This window comes from Bacteroides sp. 1001136B_160425_E2 (assembly GCF_015559655.1).
In the GTDB taxonomy this organism is placed as follows: Bacteria; Bacteroidota; Bacteroidia; order Bacteroidales; family Bacteroidaceae; genus Bacteroides; species Bacteroides luhongzhouii.
Genome location: NZ_JADMQH010000001.1, coordinates 1 through 21,282 on the forward strand (window position 1 = coordinate 1; position 21,282 = coordinate 21,282).

Genomic DNA, 21,282 nt, shown 5'->3' on the forward strand with positions numbered 1-21,282 from the left:
TACCATCTCGGACAAGTATTGACGGTTCTATTTTTTACTTGTACTACTTGTATTGTTTATCAATATTTCAAAGAACTAACGTGGCTTCTACCGCGTCTGCTTTCTTTTCGAAAGCGGATGCAAAGATAAGGACTTTTTCAGATAACTTCCAAACTTTTTCGAAGTTTTTTTGTTTTTATTTTCTGATGCCTTAATCTTGTAGCAGAATGTCAATCATTAGGCTCTGTCTCTCTAGCAAAGCGGGTGCAAAAGTAGACAACTTATCAATAACATCCAAATATATCTAACTATTTTTTCTAATTATTTTCCGACAATTATTCTAACTTGCTGAATCATAACGATGTTATGGTATATATATTTCTTTATTTACATTACAAACACTTGAAGTAAGGTAAGAAAGAATACATTAATATATTATATATGCGCGCGAGAAGCAGATAACAAAAAGAGATCCGCAAAGAGAAGATAAAATGGAAAACGTCTCAAAGAGACCAACAAAAAAACCGCTTTCCGAAAAATAAAAGTTATCAAAAAACAGCAAAGCAGCCACCTCCTATTACGCTGTTTAAACTTACAACTTACTCTTATTAATCAATAAAATATTTACTATCCTGTTTTTAAAATACAGGCATCTGTTATCATATAGCATAGTATTTCATTAGTCTTTCCCTTAGGGTTTACATTCTCTTGCTCAAAAGTTATCAAGGGCTCACTGCAGTAAACAAATAAGCTATCATATGTAAACAAACAAGCTCACATGCGTGAACAAGTTTATTCACTGTAGTAAGCCATTGAAAAGCATTAAGAGTTAACAGAAGAAGCATAAGAGATAAACATATATATATAAAGTCTTAACACCCATTGGGTGAGGGTAAAAAGCTACCCTCACCTACTCTCACCCTTACCCTCACGCCTGTAACTCCGATGAATAAGGGAATAGAAGCTGGTGTGAGGGTGTGAGGGTAAAAGTGATACTAACTTTTATTTGGAATCTAAGTTTGCAAGTTCAATTGATAAATGCGACAGTTGAGCTTTATATTGCCGTTGGGTGGAAGATAAAAGAGAGAAATAGATAAAAAAGGGGAATGTTCACTGTGCACCTATACAGAAGGAGGAATTGCGTGAAAATAAAAAAAGCTGCAAACGATATATTGAAACCTTCAATGTTATATAAAAAAGGAGGAACTGCACCACACAATACATTCTTTCTGTTAAAACCTCCGGGATACTCAAACAAAAACATTCTCCGGCTGTTACATACCCGACTTAAATACAGTAACCTAAACTTTAAAATTATGGCTAGAGAAAGTGTAAAAATCTTACAAGGAAAATTAGACGTAGAAAGTTTGATTTCACAGTTGAACGCAGCATTGGCTGAAGAATGGCTGGCATATTACCAGTATTGGGTAGGTGCATTAGTAGTGGAAGGCGCCATGCGTGCCGACGTACAAAGAGAGTTCGAAGAACATGCCGAAGAAGAACGTAGACATGCGCAGTTGCTTGCCGACCGTATCATCGAACTGGAAGGGGTTCCGGTACTTGATCCGAAACAATGGTTCGAACTGGCAAGATGCAAATATGATGCTCCGCAAGGCTTCGACTCTGTCAGTCTCCTAAAGGATAATGTTGCTTCCGAACGCTGTGCCATTCTCCGTTATCAGGAAATTGCCGACTTTACCAACGGGAAAGATTTCACCACTTGTGATATCGCAAAACATATTCTTGCTGAAGAAGAAGAACATGAACAAGATTTACAAGATTATCTGACTGACATTGCCAGAATGAAGAAATCATTTCTTGAGAAGTAAATTCTAATTTAATTAATGATTAGGTAAGAGAGGGCGCATCCGGAATACGTGATATGCCCTCTTTTATGTAATAGTACGATAAAAACCAAACTATTTTCAAACAAATCAAGAAGAAATCTTTCTTTTTTCGTATTTTTGTCCCAATATGTATGTTTAATCCAAGTAGATAACAACATCAACGAAAAGGAATGAAAGTAATTGATTTAATAAATAATAGTAAGGATACAGCTTTTTCTTTCGAGATTCTCCCTCCTTTAAAGGGAACCGGAATTGAAAAGCTCTATCAGACAATCGACACTCTTCGAGAATTTGATCCGAAATATATCAATATCACAACGCATCGCAGCGAATATGTCTACAAAGATCTCGGCAACGGGCTTTTTCAGAGAAACCGTTTAAGAAGACGTCCCGGGACAGTTGCCGTAGCGGCTGCCATTCAGAATAAATATAATATCACCGTAGTCCCCCATATCTTGTGCAGCGGTTTCACTCGTGAGGAAACCGAATATGTATTGCTGGATTTGCAATTTCTGAACATCACAGATTTGCTGGTGCTGCGTGGAGACAAGGCTAAACATGAATCGGTATTTACTCCCGAAGGAGACGGATATCATCATGCGATTGAATTGCAAGAACAGATCAATAATTTCAATAAGGGAATTTTCGTTGACGGCTCTGAGATGAAAGTCACCGCCAGTCCTTTTTCTTATGGAGTGGCATGTTATCCGGAAAAGCATGAAGAGTCACCTAATCTGGAGTCTGATCTTTATTGGTTGAAAAAGAAAGTAGAAGCAGGAGCTGAATATGCTGTGACGCAACTGTTCTACGATAATAAGAAATATTTTGAGTTCGTGAAGCTGGCCAAAGAGGCAGGTATTCAAGTTCCCATCATTCCCGGAATCAAGCCTTTCAAAAAGTTGTCTCAATTGAGCATGGTACCCAAAACATTCAAAGTGGATTTGCCGGAAGATCTGGTGAAAGAAGTAAACCGATGCAAAAATGATGCAGATGCCGAACAGGTCGGTATTGAATGGTGTATAGCCCAATGCAAGGAATTGATGGCTCACGGAGTTCCGAGTATTCATTTCTATTCCATCGGAGCGGTAGACAGTATCAAAGAAGTAGCTAAAATCATTTATTGATATGTTTTTCAAAGACGTAATCGGACAGGAAGAAATTAAGCAACGGCTTATTCAGGAAGTGAATGAAGGGCGTATTCCACATGCCCAGCTCATTTGCGGACCGGAAGGAGTCGGGAAAATGCCGTTGGCCATTGCTTACGCACGCTACATCAGTTGCACCAATCGGGGTGAAACGGATGCTTGCGGTGTCTGTCCGTCTTGTGTGAAATTCAATAAGCTGGTACATCCGGATGTACATTTCGTATTTCCCATCGTTAAAAGTGCGAAGGGAAAGAAAGAAGTATGCGATGATTACATTGCCGATTGGAGACCGTTTGTGATCAACAATCCTTATTTCAACCTCAACCACTGGTTAGGTGAAATGGACGCGGAGAACTCACAAGCATTGATCTACGCCAAAGAGAGTGATGAAATCCTTAAAAAACTTAGCCTGAAATCCAGCGAAGGAGGATTTAAGATTACGATTGTATGGCTGCCGGAGAAAATGCATCCGGTATGTGCCAACAAACTATTGAAGTTGCTTGAAGAACCACCGGAGAAGACTATTTTCCTGTTGGTATCTGAAGCTCCGGACATGATTCTGCCTACTATTTTGAGCCGTACACAACGGATGAATGTGCGGAAAATTGACGAAGCCAGCATCGACCGGGTATTACAGACTAAATATCATATTCAGCCTGCTGATAGTATCTCGATTGCCCACCTGGCAAATGGGAATTTCATCAAGGCACTCGAAACAATTCATCTGAACGAGGAGAACCAGTTATTCTTCGAACTCTTCGTCAACCTGATGCGATTGTCTTATCAACGGAAGATAAGAGAAATGAAGATGTGGAGTGAACAGGTGGCCAGCATGGGACGCGAACGCCAGAAAAACTTTTTGGAATACTGCCAGCGCATGATTCGCGAAAACTTTATCTTCAACCTGCACCAGCGCAACTTGACGTATATGACGATTAATGAACAGAATTTTGCAATCCGCTTTGCGCCTTTTGTCAACGAACGTAACGTGATGGGCATCATGGACGAATTAAGCGAAGCGCAACTACATATAGAACAGAATGTAAATGCTAAAATGGTATTCTTCGACTTCTCGCTGAAGATGATTGTGCTGTTGAAGCAATAATAAATATATAAACTTATGGAATATAAACTTCATAATGGAAGCGGCGGCCTTTGCTGCAAAGGATGCTCCCGACAAGATAAAAAGCTGAATACCTACGATTGGCTGGCAGATATACCGGGCAACGCGGAAGAGAGTGACATGGTTGAAGTGCAATTCAAGAATACCCGGAAGGGATATTTTCGGAATAGCAACAAGATTAAACTGGAAAAAGGAGATGTAGTTGCCGTTGAAGCAGCTCCCGGACATGACATCGGCGTGGTTACATTGACCGGCCGGCTCGTTCCCCTGCAAATGAAGAAAGCAAACTTCAAGGCAGATACGGAAATCAAACGTGTCTATCGGAAAGCTAAGCCGGTAGATATGGAAAAGTTCAACGAAGCCAAAGCCAAAGAACATGCGACGATGATTCGTGCACGTCAGATTGCGTTGAATCTCAATCTGGATATGAAAATCGGTGACGTAGAGTATCAGGGAGATGGTAACAAAGCTATTTTCTACTATATCGCCGACGAGCGGGTAGACTTCCGCCAGCTGATTAAAGTATTGGCCGAGGCGTTCCGCGTACGTATCGAAATGAAACAAATCGGTGCCCGTCAGGAAGCAGGACGCATTGGCGGGATCGGTCCTTGCGGACGCGAACTTTGCTGTGCTACGTGGATGACCAGCTTCGTTTCTGTTTCTACCAGCGCAGCCCGTTTTCAGGATATCTCATTGAATCCGCAAAAACTTGCCGGACAGTGCGCCAAGCTGAAATGCTGTCTGAACTACGAGGTGGACTGTTATGTAGAAGCTCAAAAACGTCTCCCTTCGAGAGAAATAGAGCTGGAAACGAAAGATGGTACTTTCTATTTCTTCAAAGCGGATATTCTAAGCAACCAGGTTTCTTACTCTACGGATAAGAACTTCCCTGCCAATCTGGTCACCATCAGCGGCAAACGTGCATTCGAAGTTATCTCCATGAATAAAAAAGGGATGAAACCGGACAGCCTGCTCGAAGAAGAAAAGAAACCGGAACCAAAGAAACCGATTGACTTGCTGGAACAAGAAAGTGTTACACGTTTCGACCGCAGCCGGAATAATAAAGAAGGTGGCAATAACGCTAACCGGAATAACAAAAAGAAGAAGAAAGGAAGCAATAACAATAATAACGGCAACCGCCCGCAGCAGCAAGCAGAAGGTGGTAATCGTCCGCAACAACCTCAACGGGAGAATGAAAACCGCCCGCAACAGTCAGAAAACGGCAACAGAGGGGAAAGAGACAACCGCCCGAGAAATAACAATAACAACCGGAACAGAGGACAGAACCAGGGACGGAACAACGAAAACAGACGTCCGGAAAGGGGATCAAATCAGGAACGCCCACAAGGACAAGATCGGTCGAATCAGGAACGTCCGCAAGGTCAGGAACGCCCACAGCAACAAGACCGTCAACGGGAGCAAGACCGTCAACGGGAACAGCAAGAACAGGAACGTCAAGAACGTCGTCCCAACCAGGAGCGTCCTTCCAGACCGGAAAGAAATCAGAATCAGGAGAAACAGTCAACTAATGAAAGGCCTACTCAAGAATAGTATATTGAGTCTATTCAGCGCTTGCTTACTGACAGCCTGCAATGAGCATACGGTGTATCACTCTTACCAATCCCTTCCCGACGAGGGATGGGGAAAGAGTGATACACTCTCTTTTCAGATTCCTATAACCGACAGTGTTCCCACCACTCTCCGACTTTTTGCGGAAGTCCGCAACGGTATTGAATATCCTTATCATGACCTCTATTTATTTATCAGTCAGAATCTACAGGATTCTACGGTGTGGCGCACCGACACTATCGCTTTCTGCCTGGCTGACTCCACCGGAAGATGGATGGGACACGGATGGGGAAGCATTTACCAATCGGAAACTTTTATCAAGTCCGTCCTCCCCTTACGTTCCGGCAATTACACGATTAAAGTAGTCAACGGAATGAAAGATGAAAAGCTAAAAGGTTTGAGTGATGTAGGCATCCGCATTGAAAAACAGTAAGATTAGAGTCTTCTGCCACGTCCCGCATCAATGCGCAGGAAGATAAACAGCAATATCGTAAATCCCCATAAAGAAGAACCTCCATAGCTGAAGAAAGGCAATGGAATACCGATAACCGGAGTTAATCCCAGCACCATACCGATATTGATAAATAAGTGGAAAAGGAAAATACTGACGACCGAATATCCATAAACTCGCCCAAAGTTGGAAGTCTGCCTTTCGGACAGGAATATCAATCGTAAAATCAAAATAAGGAAAGCCAACAGGACAGCAGCCGAACCGACAAAGCCTTGCTCTTCACCCACCGTACAGAATATAAAGTCAGTATCCTGTTCGGGCACATACTTTAATTTTGTTTGCGTACCATTCAGGAATCCTTTTCCTGTCAATCCACCGGAACCGATGGCAATCTTGGACTGATTCACATTATATCCGGCACCAGTCAAATCTTCTTCCAAACCGAGCACTACTTTGATACGGACTTGCTGGTGAGGTTCGAGCACATTATCAAATACATAATTACTGGAATACAGGAAACCGACAGAACCGATTGTAAACAGGGCAATCAGGAAATAAGTACGTTGCCGCTCACTTAATGCCAAATAAATCAGATAGCCTATCACCACAATACAAAGCGCCCATTGCACCCAAACGAGACTAAAATGTACCCAATATTCGGATATTAAATAAGCAATCAGCAATATAACCAGACTTCCACCAACAATATTGCGGGTAGCAGACCATTTCTTGCGATATACCCACACCATGCCACCGGCAAATAATAAGATCAATAGTAATACGATAAATTCTCCCAGCGGTGTAGGAGTATCGGCGATAAAGACTTCATCAAAACGGATGCCGACCACAAAGTAGATTACCGCACATACGCCCGCAAAAAGCACTACTCCCGGCATTCCTTCACGATAAAGAACCAGGAAAAAAGCAAGATAAACCAATGCAGAGCCTGTCTCCCGCTGACCGATAATCAATAACATCGGGAGAAGAATGATGAATCCCAAGATAAAGGCACACTTTTCTTTCTTGATACTGAATGAATAAGAGTTCATGTATTTGGCCAATGCCAAGGCCGTAGCAAACTTGGCAAACTCGGCGGGTTGCAGGCTCACAGGTCCCATGACGAGCCAGGAGCGCGACCCTTTGGTGTCCGGCGCTATGAAGATAGTAACAATGAGCAAAAGAATCATCCCCACATATATAATGTACGCGAACATATCATACATACGATCTTCCAGCATCAATAGCACAAATCCGAGCCCGAAGGAACAGATAATCCATACAAACTGCTTGCCGGCACGAGTCGAAAAGTCGAGGAAGTCGCGTTCGCCATAATCATAACTGGCTCCGCAGACGCTAAACCATCCACCGACAATCAAGAGCAGGTAAATACAAATCGTTACCCAATCCAGCGTTTTCCACAAACTATCGCTCCTCGTTACCATATAATATCACTCTGTTACTAAATTCTTCCGCTCTCAACTCGTTCTCCGGCGAAAGCTTACCTTTCAAATATTGTTCCATCATCAGTGCGCCGAAAGGAACTCCGTAGGTAGCACCCCATCCGCCGTTCTCTACATAGACGGCAATAGCTATCTTCGGTTTGTTCATCGGCGCGAAACCCATAAATACCGAGTGGTCGTGTCCACGGTTCTGCGCAGTACCCGTCTTTCCACAAGCTTCCAAATCCGGAACCATCACTGACAGCATACGGCAAGTTCCTCCGGTGGCTGCGCCACGCATCCCTTCTACGACTGATTCATAATGTCTTTTCTCAATAGTGGTATAGCGTGGTACACGATAGATGCTATCCAACTGATTGTCTTGGATTTCCTTTACAATATGCGGTGTCACAAAATACCCTCTGTTAGCAATCGTTGCTCCCAGGTTAGCAATCTGAAGAGGAGTAGACAAAATCTCCCCCTGCCCGATAGAGATACTGATTACTGTCAATCCGTTCCAATGGCCGCGATAGGCTTTATCGTAGAACTGCGCATTCGGAATCAAACCCCGTTTCTCTCCCGGCAAATCAACCCCCAGTTTGTAGCCAAATCCCTGCGAAACCATATGGTCTTTCCAGACCGTAATGGCATTTTGCGGTGAACCGTATTTACGGTCGCCAAACATACGGAACAGCCCCCAACAAAAATAGGAATTGCACGATGTGGCAATAGCCGGAATTAATGGTAAAGGAGATCCGTGAGCGTGGCAGCCCACTGTCAATCTTCCGTAATGGAACCCATGTGAGCAAGGGAATGACGGACTTTGTTCGGTTATGATTCCTTCTTGCAGGAATGTCAGTCCTTGCGCTGTCTTGAAAGTAGATCCCGGAGGATACACTCCCATCAGGGCACGATTCAAAAGCGGTTTGGTCATATCACGTTGCAAGGCCAGATGGTTCTTGCCACGCTGGCGGCCAATCATCAAATGCGGGTCATAATTGGGAGAGGATACCAGACAAAGGATTTCTCCGGTCTCCGGTTCGATAGCCACGATACTTCCAATCTTATTCTTCAATAAACGTTCCCCCAGCATCTGTAAGTCAATATCCAGACTCAATGTCAGGTTCTTACCGGGAACGGAAGGACGGTCATATTCACCATCCATATAATGCCCCTGGATACGACCGTGCGCATCGCGAAGCAGAATCTCAATTCCTTTCTCGCCACGAAGGTACTTTTCATACGATTTTTCGACTCCTAACTTGCCGACATAATCCCCACGGATGTAGTATCCTTCTTCATCCGCTTCCATTTCTTTTGCGGAGACTTCTCCGATATCTCCCAAAGCATGGGCGGCAGCATTGTACGAATATTGGCGGATGGTACGCCGTTGGATATAAAAGCCACGAAATTTAAACAGCTTTTCCTGAAAGACACCACATTCTTCCGCCGAAAGTTGCGACATAAACAACTGGTTGGTATAGCGGGAATACCCCGGATTACGGCGACGGTCTTTCATGTCGCTCATAATTTTGAGAAACTGTGCACGGGTGATATTCAACGATTGGCATAAATCGAGTGTGTCCAGATTCTCAATTTCCTTCGGAACGATTGTTATGTCATAGGCCGGCTGGTTGAATACCAGCAGTTTACCGGTCCGGTCATAAATAGCACCACGCGAGGGGTACTGGATCTTATTCAGAAAAGCGTTACTGTCAGCATTCTTCTTGTAGTCATCCGTTGTGATCTGCAATACAAAAAGACGTATCAGATAAATCAAAACAATGGAGATAGCAATGCCTCCGATTACAAATTTGCGCTTCTCTAAGACATAATCTTTTGCCATCGTTACTTTTTAATCCCTTCTATAGCTATGATACAGGTTACAGTCAGAATAGTGCAAAGAAGCACTCGCAGCAATAACAGCCAAATGCTGGTAAATGAGAAGAACTCAATGGAGAGTAATGCCAGGCTGTGCACAAAAACACTTGCAGTGGTATATTTTAAGAAAGGACTGATTCCCATCGTCTTAAAAGAGGGAATAAAGCTATCCGGATTATCACGGGGCGTGAACAGACGAAGTAAAGAGGGACGAAGAAAGGCTAGCAGCACGGTAGCCGCCGCATTCATTCCCGGAGTATCGGAGAATATATCAATGGTCAGCCCGAAGAAAAAAGCCCACAACATCAGCTCATTCCGGGAAGTGCCGGAACTGAATTTCAGAATAAAATAGATATAGAGAAAAGGAGTAGCATAGCCAGCAATATGCACACTATTGAGGATTAACACCTGAAGAAGTACCAAGCCGATAAACCACCCGATTTTATGTATATAAGTAATAATCATTCTTTCATCACCTTGTTTTCAAGTTTCTTCTGTTCTTCCTGGCCTGTCCGGGCTACCACCCGAACGTCACTCAACTTACCGAAATCAGTAGCCAGCTTAATTTTCAACAGGTATGAGAGTCCATCATTAGAGTCGGACATATCATCTACCGTCCCCACCATTATACCTTCGGGAAAGACGGTGGAAAAACCACTGGTAACTACTGTATCTCCCAAATTAAACTCTGCATGACGAGGCAGGTCTTTCAGATAAGCATAGCGCGAATCTCCATGTTCCCACTTCAGGTAACCGAAATAATCACTCCCGACAATCTTGCAACTGATATTCGATTTGCTATTCAATACCGAAATCACCACCGAATAGGAAGGGGATACCTCATAGACAATTCCTACAATTCCATTACCATCCACCACTCCCATTTCAGAGCGAATACCGGAAGAGGAACCTTTATCAAGCGTGATATAATTATCAACCAGATTCAAACTGTTCTTTATCACATGCGCTTTAAACAACTGATAATCCGCCTGAGGCACCTGCCGAATGCTGTTGATTGTCATAGAATCAAGCTGATGCTCTCTCAATGCTTTTTCCAGATTAGTGATCTGTTGTTCGAGCACCATGTTGCGATCCAACAGATCTTCGTTGACTGATTTCAGATGAAAATAAGAGGAAATCCCTCCCGAAACTTCATAAACCGCCCCCACCACCGTATTGGCAGAAGTGAAGAATGCACTCTGCTGATAACGGTTGAACCGAAATAACAAAACAAAACTGGCTACCTCCAATAAGATGAAGAGGAACCAGTAATTGTATTTCAGAAGGAAGTTTAATAAATTCCTCATCCCCGGTTTATCTCATTAAGAAAGAGAAACGGTCTACGTTCTTCAATGCCACCCCTGTACCTTTGGCAACTGCATGCAAAGGATCTTCCGCAATATGGAAAGGAATATTGATCTTATCGGTCAATCTCTTATCCAGTCCACGAAGCAATGCACCACCTCCGGAGAGATAGATACCATTGTGCACAATATCAGCATACAGTTCAGGAGGTGTATTTTCCAATGCACTCAAGATAGCCGTTTCGATCTTTGAAATTGATTTCTCCAAACAGTGAGCTACTTCCTGATAGCATACAGGCACTTCCATCGGAAGAGCTGTGATACGGTTCGGCCCGTGAACGATATAATCTTCCGGAGCATCATCACCCAGTTCGGTTAAAGCAGCGCCTACATTGATTTTGATACGTTCCGCCATACGCTCGCTGACTTTCACATTGTGCTGACGGCTCATATATTCGCGAATATCCTCTGTCAGGTCATCACCGGCTGTACGGATGGAGTTGTTAGAAACGATACCTCCCAAAGAGATAACGGCAATTTCCGTAGAGCCACCACCTATATCGACAATCATGTTTCCTTCCGGAGCTTCTACGTCGATGCCGATACCGATTGCCGCAGCCATCGGTTCGAAAATCAAATAAACATCACGGCCACCGGCATGTTCCGCAGAGTCACGGACAGCACGGAGTTCGACTTCCGTACTTCCCGAAGGAACGCCAATCACCATGCGAAGAGAAGGTGAAAACAAATGGTTGCGAGTATTCACCTGCTTTATCAAACCGCGCATCATCTGCTCGCAAGCATAGAAGTCGGCAATCACTCCGTCTCTCAACGGACGGATAGTACGTATGTTTTCGTGGGTTTTTTCATGCATCAACTTCGCCTTTTCCCCCACGGCAATCATCTTTTCTGTACGGCGATCCAGAGCTACAACCGAAGGCTCATCCACCACGATTTTTCCGTTCGTGATAATGATAGTATTGGCTGTGCCCAAGTCCATTGCTATCTCTTGTGTAAAAGAAAATAATCCCATTTATTAAAGTATTAAGTAATAAGTATTAAGTATTAGATATAAAGTAGGAAGTTAAAACTGCGCTATCCGCAAAGTTAATACTTAATACTTTATACCTAATACTTATTTTTAGTGTTTAAAATGACGGATACCGGTAGTCACCATCGCCATACCATGCTCGTTGCAATAAGCAAAAGATAAATCGTCTTTTACCGAACCTCCCGGTTGGATAACAGCCGTAATACCTTCCTGATCTGCAATTTCCACACAATCGGGGAACGGGAAGAAAGCATCGGAAGCCATAACTGCACCATTCAGGTCGAAACCGAATGATTTGGCTTTTTCAATTGCTTGTTTCAATGCGTCTACACGCGAGGTCTGTCCTACACCGCTTGCAAGAAGTTGCTTATCCTTTGCCAACACGATGGCATTTGACTTGCTGTTCTTCACAATTTTGTTGGCAAACAACATATCTTCCACTTCTTCCGGAGTAGGAGCTTTGTCTGTCACGGTTTTCAGGTCGGCTACCGTTTCAATATTAGTATCTTTATCCTGCACCAATACGCCATTCAGCAAAGCTCGGAATTGTTTCTTAGGCAATTTAGCTTCCTTACGAACGAGGATGATGCGGTTCTTTTTCTGTCCCAGGATTTCGAGTGCATCCACATCATAATCCGGCGCGATAATCACTTCGAAGAAAATCTTGTTGATTTCTTCCGCTGCTTCTTTGTCGATGACACCATTCGTAATCAACACACCGCCGAAAGCAGAAACCGGATCACCGGCCAATGCGTCTTTCCAAGCTTCCAAAACTGTAGCACGGGAAGCTAATCCGCAAGCGTTGTTATGTTTCAGGATTGCGAAAGTGAGGTCATCGAATTCATCGATCAGGTCAACGGCTGCGTTGATGTCGAGAAGATTGTTATAAGAGATTTCTTTCCCGTGAATCTGGTCGAACATTGCTTCCAGATTTCCGTAGAAATAACCTTTCTGATGTGGGTTTTCACCGTAACGAAGTTGCTTCTGGCTATTAACAGAGCAACGGAAGGCAGAACCTTCGCCGGCATCGAAATAGTTGAAAATAGCCGAATCGTAGTGAGAAGAAACGGCAAATGCTTCTTTAGCCATCCAACGGCGTTCTTCAAGTGAAGAAGTAGCGCCGTGCTCCATCAACATATCCAGCAATGGTTTGTATTGAGCTTGAGAAGCTACGATGATTACATCGTTGTAGTTCTTGGCTGCGGCGCGAATCAATGAGATTCCGCCTATATCGATTTTTTCAATAATGTCTGCTTCAGATGCACCGGAAGCTACGGTAGCTTCAAACGGATACAAATCAACAATAACCAGATCTATCTCGGGGATTTCATATTTCTCAATCTGTTGCATATCCTGTTCCAGGCCGCGACGACAAAGAATACCTCCGAAAATTTTCGGATGTAATGTCTTTACTCTACCACCGAGAATAGAAGGATAAGTGGTCAAATCTTCCACTGCCTTGCAAGGATATCCCAATGATTCAATAAACTGACGAGTTCCGCCTGTTGACAAAAACTCTACTCCCTCTTCGTGAAGTTTGGTAATAATTTCATCCAAACCTTCTTTATGGTATACAGATACCAATGCAGTTTTTATTCTTTTAGACTCTGACATTGAATTGCTTATTAAGTATTTGATGTGCAAAGTTACGAAATATTGTTTATCGTACGTAATAAATAAGGTGTGAATTAATAAAAAAAAGCGTTGACTCTCCTCAATGGAAAATCAACGCCTCTTCGCGAACGCTATCTATATTCAAAAACTATTACCATATAGACACTCGTTTTTCTTTAGATACGAACATCGGATCCTGCTCAGTGATTTTGAATGCTTCATACCAATTCTGGATATGAGGAAGAGCACCGTCCACACGCCATTTTCCTAATGAATGAGGATCAAGTTTGGTTAATCGGAGAATTTCTTCCGGACGGATATTTCCTGCCCACACATTAGCATAAGCCAGGAAGAAACGTTGTTCCGGAGTAAATCCATCGACAACTTCCAACGGTGCGGCTTCTGTTGCTTTCTTGAAAGCTTGGAAAGAAACTTGCAAACCTCCGTGGTCGGCAATGTTCTCTCCCAGTGTCAAATTACCGTTTGCGTGTACGCCCGGAGCCACTTCAATGCTGTCAAAGAAGTTCACCATCACCTGTGCACGTTCTTCGAACTTTTTAGCATCTTCTTCTGTCCACCAGTCTTTCAGATTTCCGTCTTTGTCATATTGACGTCCCTGATCGTCAAATCCATGAGTCATCTCATGGCCGATAACCACACCGATTGCACCGTAATTCATAGCATCGTCCGCATTCATATCGAAGAACGGAGGTTGCAGGATAGCTGCCGGGAAACAGATTTCATTAGTAGTCGGGTTATAATAAGCGTTCACTGTTTGAGGAGTCATCAACCATTCATCCTTGTCTACTGGTTTGCCGGCTTTAGCAATCATTTCGTTGTAATCCCACTCGTTGGCACGTTCGATATTTGCCCAGTAAGAATCATTTTTGATCTCCAATGCGGAGTAATCTTTCCATTTATCAGGATAACCGATTTTTACATGGAAAGTTGCCAGTTTCTCCAATGCTTTTTCCTTGGTAGGTTCACTCATCCATTCCAAACCTTTGATACGTTCTCCCAAAGAAGTTTGCAGGTTCTTCACCAGTGTAACCATACGTTCTTTGGCTGCAGCCGGGAAGTACTTCTCTACGTACATCTGTCCTACCACTTCGCCAAGTACACCATCTACGGTGCTCACGGAACGTTTCCAGCGAGGTTGCATTTCTTTCTTACCAGACATTGTTCTGCTGTAGAAGTCGAAGTTTTGTGCTTCAAATGCATCGCTTAGATAAGAAGCGGCAGCATCTATCAATCCCCATTGGAGATACAGTTTCTGATCGTCCAGTGATACGGTGTTTATCACATCGGCTACTTCCTTCATGGCAGCAGGCTGACCTATATTCACTTCTTTCAAATCTTTCAAACCGGAAACGGTGAAATAAGTATCCCAGTCAAAAGTAGGGAAGTTCTTTTTCAGCGTTGCCATGTCCATCTTGTTATAATTAGCATGAGGATCACGCAATTCCACTTGTGAACGAGCGGCTTTCGCCAGACGAGTTTCGATGTTCATCACTGCTTTCACAGCTTTCTGTGCAGTAGCCTCATCATAACCTGCCAACTGGAACATTTTGGCGATATGTTCCTGATATTTATTACGGATATTTTTAGTCTGCTCGTCATTCTCCAGATAATAGTCACGTTGTCCCATTCCGATACCACCTTGATAAGTCTGTACGATATTCATGGAACTGTTCATATCATCCGCACTTACGAACATGGTGAAGTAAGGACGGATCCCTTTCTTCTGGCTCTCTGCGATATATGCATAGATTTCTCCTTTATCCTTGAGAGCGTCAATGGCTGCCAGTTCGGCTTTGATCGGAGCTACACCTTCCTGATTCAACTTCACGCTATCCATTGCGATATTATAAAGATCGCCTACTTTCTGGGCAGCACTACCCGGTGCGTTATCTTTCTTCGCTGCCAATTCGGCAATCAATGCTTTCAGTTGTTCACGACTGTTTTCGCGCAACATATCGAATGTACCGAAACGTGAATACTCGTCTGTCAGCGGATGATCTTTCACCCAACCTCCACAGGCATATTGATAAAAACTTGTACCCGGCATAGCCGTGGTATCCAGATTAGCAAGGTCGATACCGGACGTCAGCACGGCCTCTTTCTTACTGTTACATCCTGTTGTCATAAGGCATACGGCAAGAATTGGTAAATACTTGGTTACTTTCATATTGTATAAATAATTAAATAGTCTCTCTAATCAACAATCATCCTACCCGCAGTCCGGCACCGAGGAAGAAGGTGACCGACACCGAGGAACACCTCGTTCCTCACCGAGAAACACCTGTTTCGACACCGAGGAACAGATACCCGCCAGGAATACCTTCTACCGAGGTATAGTGTTTCTCTTACATAGTGCCCGGAAGTATGCGTTTTGTTCTAGTTTTTCACTTCTTCCAATTCCATCGAAACCCGCTCCCACTCTTCAACGATTGTATCCAACTGCTGTTTCAGTTTCTGATGCCGTTCATAGAGCTGCATATCCGAAGCTCCTTCGGGAGTTGCCATCTTCGCTTCTACGATAGCAATCGCGGATTCAGTTTCCTCTATCGAGGCTTCACAGTCCGCCACTTGACGTTCGAGTTTCTTAATCTTCTTATTAAGTTCTTTTTGGGCTTCGTAAGAGAGCTTATTCTCCGAAGGCTGACCGGTTTCAGGTTCATTGCCCTTAGCTGAAGCCGTGGGAGAAGCCGACAGCCCCGCTCCTTTCTGAAGCTCGTTCAAGCTATCTATCTTTTTCTTTTGCAAGAATTCATAGATACCTCCAAGATGTTCTTTTACAAGTCCGCCACCGAACTCATATACTTTAGTCGCAAGTCCATCCAGAAAATCACGGTCGTGGCTGACAAGAATCACTGTTCCGTCAAATTCGCGGATAGCTTCCTTCAAAACATCTTTCGAACGCATATCCAAATGGTTGGTCGGTTCGTCCAGAATCAGGAGGTTTACGGGCTCCAGCAGAAGTTTAATCATCGCCAATCGCGTACGCTCTCCACCGGAAAGTACTTTCACTTTTTTGTCCGAAGCTTCGCCTCCAAACATGAAAGCTCCCAGTATATCACGTATCTTCAGACGGATATCTCCTGTCGCTACCCGGTCAATCGTATCGAATACAGTCAGGTTCTCATCCAACATTTGTGCCTGGTTCTGCGCAAAATAACCGATTTGCACATTATGTCCGATCGTTAGTTTGCCTTCGAAATCGATCTCATCCATGATACATTTCACCAATGTAGACTTACCCTCTCCGTTCTTCCCGACGAAAGCAACTTTCTCTCCCCTGTTGATAGTCAGATTGACATCATGGAAAACGACATGGCTGCCATACGCTTTGCGCACATCTTCGCAAATCACGGGATAGTTTCCGCTACGACTGGCTGGAGGGAATTTTAAACGCAAGGCGGAATTATCTTCTTCGTCCACTTCGATGCGGTCTATCTTTTCCAGTTGCTTGATACGGCTTTGTACCTGTACGGCCTTCGTCGCTTTATAACGGAAGCGTTCGATGAAGTCTTCCGTATCCTGTATTTGTTTCTGCTGATTTTCGTAAGCACGGAGCTGTTGTTCACGATGTTCTTTACGCAGGACTACAAATTCATCGTATTTCACTTTGTAGTCGTAAATCTGACCGCAAGTGATTTCGATGGTACGGGTCGTTACGTTATTCAGGAAAGCACGGTCGTGGCTGACCAGCACCACTGCATTGGCACGTGTAGACAAAAAGTTTTCCAGCCACTGGATACTTTCAATATCGAGGTGGTTGGTCGGCTCATCGAGCAGAAGTACGTCCGGGCGACGTAAAAGCAATTTTGCCAGCTCGATACGCATACGCCATCCACCGGAGAATTCCGAGGTAGGGCGTTCAAAATCTTCCCGACTGAATCCCAGTCCGAGAAGTGTCCGTTCGATTTCCGCCTGAAAGTTCGTACCGCCCATCATCAGGAACCGGTCGTTTTCATGCGTGAAACGGTCTATCAACTGATGATATTCTTCCGAATCATAGTCTGTCCGTTCGGCCAATTCCTGATTCATCCGTTCCAACTTCGCCTGAAGCTCAAATATATGTTCGAATGCCAGTTCTGCCTCTCCCATCACCGTCCGGTTGTCGGAAAGAATCATGACCTGTGGCAAATATCCTATAGTTACATCTTTCGGAGTAGCTACCACTCCGCGTGTCGGTGACTGCAAACCTGCCAATATCTTCAGCATGGTTGATTTGCCGGCACCATTTTTGCCGACCAACGCAATGCGGTCTTTCTTATTAATTACATAGCTGACGTCCTCAAAAAGCGGCGTCGCATTAAACTCTACTGATAATCCTTCTACTGAAATCACTTCTGCTTCTGATTTATAACATTTTGGACTGCAAAGATACTGAATATTTATTAGATACAGCTTAGTATGATACGTTATGAAAAACAAAAAAGCAGTCATTCTTATGAATGACTGCCCTCTATCTTTACCAATAACTCTTCGTTTAGAACAACTTGGCAGGATATTCACCAGCATCTACCAATGCCTGAATCTTATCTACTACGCTCTGACGGTCTTCCGGATAAGTAACACCAAACCATTTGCTGGTAGTATCCAGTACTTCAACAGTGGCAGTTCCGTCATTAATCAATTTATCTACCATCAATGGGATGAAGAATTCGCTCTTCAGGTTTTCCATATTCTTCGGATCGCTAAGGAAAGTCTTGAAAAATTCCTGACTGTAAGCGAAGTAATCAGGAGTGAAACCCCAGAAATTCATACTTACCGGAGTCGTATCGGGAGTAGCCGTCCATTCGCCATCATCACCGATATATTTCACTTCACCGTCCAGACGTTGAATCTTCGTACGTTCTACTACAGACGTCAACAATCCTTTAGCATCTGTACTACAGATACCACGAGATACCGTACCGCTTTCGCTCAATGTATTTCCTACACGGAAACCTACCATTGAATAAACGTTCTTTGAATTTTCAGGAAGAGCAGAAAGGAATTTACCCATTACCTGGAAAGAATCGCGACCATAGAAGTCATCGCAGTTGATAACTGCAAACGGTTCTTTAATCACATCAGCGCCCATCATTACTGCATGGTTAGTACCCCAAGGTTTGGTACGGTCTGCCGGGCAAGTAAAGCCTTCCGGAAGATCGTCGATTGATTGAAATACCAGTTCGCAAGGAATGTGACCTTCGTATTTGGAAATAATTTTATCACGGAAATCTTGTTCAAAATCTTTGCGGATTACAAATACAAGCTTACCAAATCCGGCATTGATAGCATCATAGATTGAGTAATCCATAATAGTTTCGCCATTAGGACCTAGTCCGTCTAATTGCTTCAAGCCTCCATAACGGCTACCCATACCGGCTGCCAATAAGAATAAAGTTGGTTTCATAAATTGTGTAATATTAAAAGGTTAGTGATGTCAACGGCATCAGATTTCGTTGCAAAATTACAAAAATAGTTGAATCCAACAGGACAAATATCAATCATTATTTACCAAAATCGTACAAAAATCATTCATTAGAAGGGATAACCGATAGCAAAATGTATTCCCAGATTTTTCATAAAGGCTCCTGTGACATTGTAATATCCGCTTCGTTCTGTATCGTAAGGTAGATGCAAAGGGATACCGAAATCAAGACGGAACACAAGAATATCCATATCATAACGAATACCGACACCAGTACCCAAGGCGATTTGTTTCGGGAAAGTTTTCAGTTCGAGCTGTGAGTCCGGACGAGCCTCATCTTTACGCATCAACCAGACATTTCCTGCATCCAGGAAAGTAGCACCCCAAATACTCTTAAAGATACGGAAACGATATTCTACATTTGCCTCAAAACGGAAAGTACCCGTCTGGTCGAGGTAAGAATAGCGGCTTTCTGCGGGATGGTATCCACCCGGTCCGATGCTACGTACTGTGAAAGCACGGATACTGTTGGCACCACCCACATAGAATTGTTCGCTGTAAGGGGCAATCGTTGCATTACCGTAGGCAAAGAGAGCGCCCAAGGCTACACGAGAAGCAATCTTATTGTTCTTGTCCATATTCCACAAGTGGCGGAATTCCGTATTCAGTTTCACAAACTGCGCGAAAGGGACGTTCAGCAAACGTTTGTCCTCTTTGCTGAAAGACTGACCGAAAGCACGGTAAATCACCGAGGTCAGGTTTCCGGCAGAAGTGACGGTAGACTGCCACCAGATCGGATTCTTTACACCACGTGTGGAAGCATTATCATAAGTATATGTATACTCCATTGCAGGAATAAACTGGTCTTTCAAACTGATATATAATGCAGGATTGGCATCGGCTATTTCCTTGAACTCTTCCGATTGGTGTTGCAGAACGTTGAATGTCAGTTTGAAAGGAGTGATACTATGCCGGCTTGTACGTGTCGGTTGGAAATCGTAGGTAGCATTTCCACCGAATGACAACAGTTTATAATATCTGGCACGGTTCAGCTGGTCGATGTATAAACGGAATGTAGTGGTAGCCGGAAAGTCAAACTCTCTTTTCCCCCAATGTGGGAAAACCACACGCGGGAAAGTCAGAGAGGTAGAAACTCCCATCTCCCAGCTGTTCATCAGAGAACTTTTTTCTCCTCCACCGGTTTGCCATTCATAAGAGCCTTTCAGCTTCACATTCCAGCTTTCACCACCTCCGAATACATTGTTCCGGGTGACACCGAATGATGCCCCGGGACCGGTTTGGTCGTTACTTTTGGTTACAACATTTAATTCCAGCTCGGCATCCAGCGGCTTGGCAAACGTGGCCTGCATAGTTACGTTCAGCGTATCACAAACGGCTGTCGTATCTTTCGGGGCATATTGCAAATCCAGATAACTGAAGATCCCCAACTGGCTAAGTTTCTCCTGCACTTGTTCCTGTCGATACTGACTGTAAAGACGGGTACGATTGGAAGCCCGCATCTGTGCGTTCCGCACAAACTGTTGATAGTTCAACCAACGATAAAGCATATTCGGACGTACCTGCAATTTCTTATAATAATGAATATTCAAATTCTTATACATCATGCTGTCATTGGGCGTCTCACCATTCTTACCAAACAGATAAACAGAAGCATCCCCTACATAGTAAGGACGTTGTGCCGCAGCGGGTAATCCCGGAACGGGAATCAGACGAAGACTGATATGTCCACCGGGAACCAACGTCGTATCTGCCTGATAAGTCATATAATCGGGACGGAAATAAAAATATCCCCGGTTACGCAACAGCGTGCTGATACGAGTACGTTCTGCATCCAGATCGACCACGTTAAACTGCTCGCCGGGACTTATATAAGACATTCGACGTCCCCGTTCCATAATGCGCAAAGTTTGGGGAGTGAAACGCTGATAATAAACTGTATCTATAAAATAAGGATTCTTCATGTCTACCGTATAAAGAATACTTGCTTTCAGGCTATCTTTCTTATCAACCAATGTTTCATAAGTCACTTTCCCATTGAAGTAACCATAATCGCGGAGTAAGTTTGTAGCCACCTTGATGCGGACCTCCGGATTAACAGTAGAAATAAATACCGGAGGGTTGGCAGCCAGTCGGTTGAACATCCACTTTCCAAATCCTTTTTTATATTTCACAAAGTCATTGTACATCCACATCTTAAAAGGAATAGGCAGAAGTCCTCCCAACATCTTCGTACTGGGAGTTTTATCAAGAGCCGCATCAATCTCTGTCAGGGCCGTCCCCCCTACCGGTGTTGTCGACTTATTTTGTATGACAGTTTTTCCTCCTGTATAAAGTACCTCCCCTTCGGGCAGATGCTTTGTCACCGAACAACCCGAAAGCAAAATGATGCCAATCAGACAACTTGCTAATATGTTATTATATATACCTTTCATG

The 21,282-nt window shown here is 43.7% G+C and carries 15 protein-coding genes; 5 read left to right on the forward strand and 10 right to left on the reverse strand.

Annotation, left to right across the window (positions count from 1 at the left end; translation table 11 throughout):
• The first annotated feature begins 1,295 nt into the window (after window positions 1–1,295).
• The 5 genes from I2I04_RS00005 (at window position 1,296) to gldH (ending at window position 6,096) form a co-directional block, all read left to right on the forward strand.
• Window positions 1,296–1,808 carry a ferritin-like domain-containing protein gene (locus tag I2I04_RS00005; protein WP_143260574.1) on the forward strand — a complete coding sequence of 171 codons (513 nt, stop codon included), beginning with the start codon at window positions 1,296–1,298 and terminating at the stop codon, window positions 1,806–1,808.
• Between the two features lie 188 nt (window positions 1,809–1,996).
• The gene (metF, locus tag I2I04_RS00010) at window positions 1,997–2,950 is read left to right on the forward strand and encodes a methylenetetrahydrofolate reductase [NAD(P)H] (protein WP_143260573.1); all 954 of its coding nucleotides are present in this window, start codon (window positions 1,997–1,999) and stop codon (window positions 2,948–2,950) included.
• Between the two features lies 1 nt (window position 2,951).
• Window positions 2,952–4,076 carry an ATP-binding protein gene (locus tag I2I04_RS00015; protein WP_143260572.1) on the forward strand — a complete coding sequence of 375 codons (1,125 nt, stop codon included), beginning with the start codon at window positions 2,952–2,954 and terminating at the stop codon, window positions 4,074–4,076.
• 15 nt (window positions 4,077–4,091) lie between these two features.
• The gene (locus I2I04_RS00020; protein ID WP_143260571.1) at window positions 4,092–5,645 is read left to right on the forward strand and encodes a stage 0 sporulation family protein; all 1,554 of its coding nucleotides are present in this window, start codon (window positions 4,092–4,094) and stop codon (window positions 5,643–5,645) included.
• Window positions 5,623–6,096, forward strand: a complete 474-nt coding sequence (gldH, locus tag I2I04_RS00025) for a gliding motility lipoprotein GldH (protein ID WP_195653982.1) — start codon at window positions 5,623–5,625, stop codon at window positions 6,094–6,096. The genes I2I04_RS00020 and gldH overlap by 23 nt, the downstream gene beginning before the upstream one ends.
• 2 nt (window positions 6,097–6,098) lie before the next feature.
• Here gldH and rodA read toward each other — a convergent pair whose 3' ends face one another.
• The 10 genes from rodA to I2I04_RS00075 form a co-directional block, all read right to left on the reverse strand.
• Complete coding sequence (gene rodA, locus I2I04_RS00030; protein WP_143260569.1) at window positions 6,099–7,556, reverse strand: rod shape-determining protein RodA; 1,458 nt, start codon at window positions 7,554–7,556, stop codon at window positions 6,099–6,101.
• Window positions 7,537–9,399, reverse strand: coding sequence for a penicillin-binding protein 2 (gene mrdA / locus I2I04_RS00035; protein WP_195653983.1), 1,863 nt, complete (start codon window positions 9,397–9,399; stop codon window positions 7,537–7,539). The genes rodA and mrdA overlap by 20 nt, the downstream gene beginning before the upstream one ends.
• A gap of 2 nt (window positions 9,400–9,401) precedes the next feature.
• A complete protein-coding gene (mreD, locus tag I2I04_RS00040; RefSeq protein ID WP_143260567.1) occupies window positions 9,402–9,899 on the reverse strand; it encodes a rod shape-determining protein MreD in 498 nt (165 codons plus the stop codon).
• On the reverse strand, window positions 9,896–10,741 hold the full coding sequence (gene mreC / locus I2I04_RS00045) for a rod shape-determining protein MreC (RefSeq protein WP_195472661.1): 846 nt from the start codon (window positions 10,739–10,741) through the stop codon (window positions 9,896–9,898). Before mreC ends, mreD begins: the two co-directional genes overlap by 4 nt.
• Window positions 10,742–10,748: 7 nt before the next feature.
• Window positions 10,749–11,771 (reverse strand): rod shape-determining protein, encoded by a 1,023-nt coding sequence (locus I2I04_RS00050; RefSeq protein ID WP_004299941.1) that lies wholly within the window; start codon window positions 11,769–11,771, stop codon window positions 10,749–10,751.
• Between the two features lie 108 nt (window positions 11,772–11,879).
• The gene (gene purH, locus I2I04_RS00055; protein WP_008997858.1) at window positions 11,880–13,403 is read right to left on the reverse strand and encodes a bifunctional phosphoribosylaminoimidazolecarboxamide formyltransferase/IMP cyclohydrolase; all 1,524 of its coding nucleotides are present in this window, start codon (window positions 13,401–13,403) and stop codon (window positions 11,880–11,882) included.
• A gap of 151 nt (window positions 13,404–13,554) precedes the next feature.
• Window positions 13,555–15,591, reverse strand: a complete 2,037-nt coding sequence (locus I2I04_RS00060) for a M13 family metallopeptidase (protein ID WP_195472662.1) — start codon at window positions 15,589–15,591, stop codon at window positions 13,555–13,557.
• A gap of 209 nt (window positions 15,592–15,800) precedes the next feature.
• A complete protein-coding gene (locus I2I04_RS00065; protein ID WP_195653984.1) occupies window positions 15,801–17,756 on the reverse strand; it encodes an ABC-F family ATP-binding cassette domain-containing protein in 1,956 nt (651 codons plus the stop codon).
• A 142-nt stretch (window positions 17,757–17,898) separates the two neighbouring features.
• The gene (locus tag I2I04_RS00070; protein WP_004299937.1) at window positions 17,899–18,810 is read right to left on the reverse strand and encodes an NDP-sugar synthase; all 912 of its coding nucleotides are present in this window, start codon (window positions 18,808–18,810) and stop codon (window positions 17,899–17,901) included.
• Between the two features lie 128 nt (window positions 18,811–18,938).
• Window positions 18,939–21,281 (reverse strand): BamA/TamA family outer membrane protein, encoded by a 2,343-nt coding sequence (locus tag I2I04_RS00075; RefSeq protein WP_143260563.1) that lies wholly within the window; start codon window positions 21,279–21,281, stop codon window positions 18,939–18,941.
• Window position 21,282 lies beyond the last annotated feature (1 nt).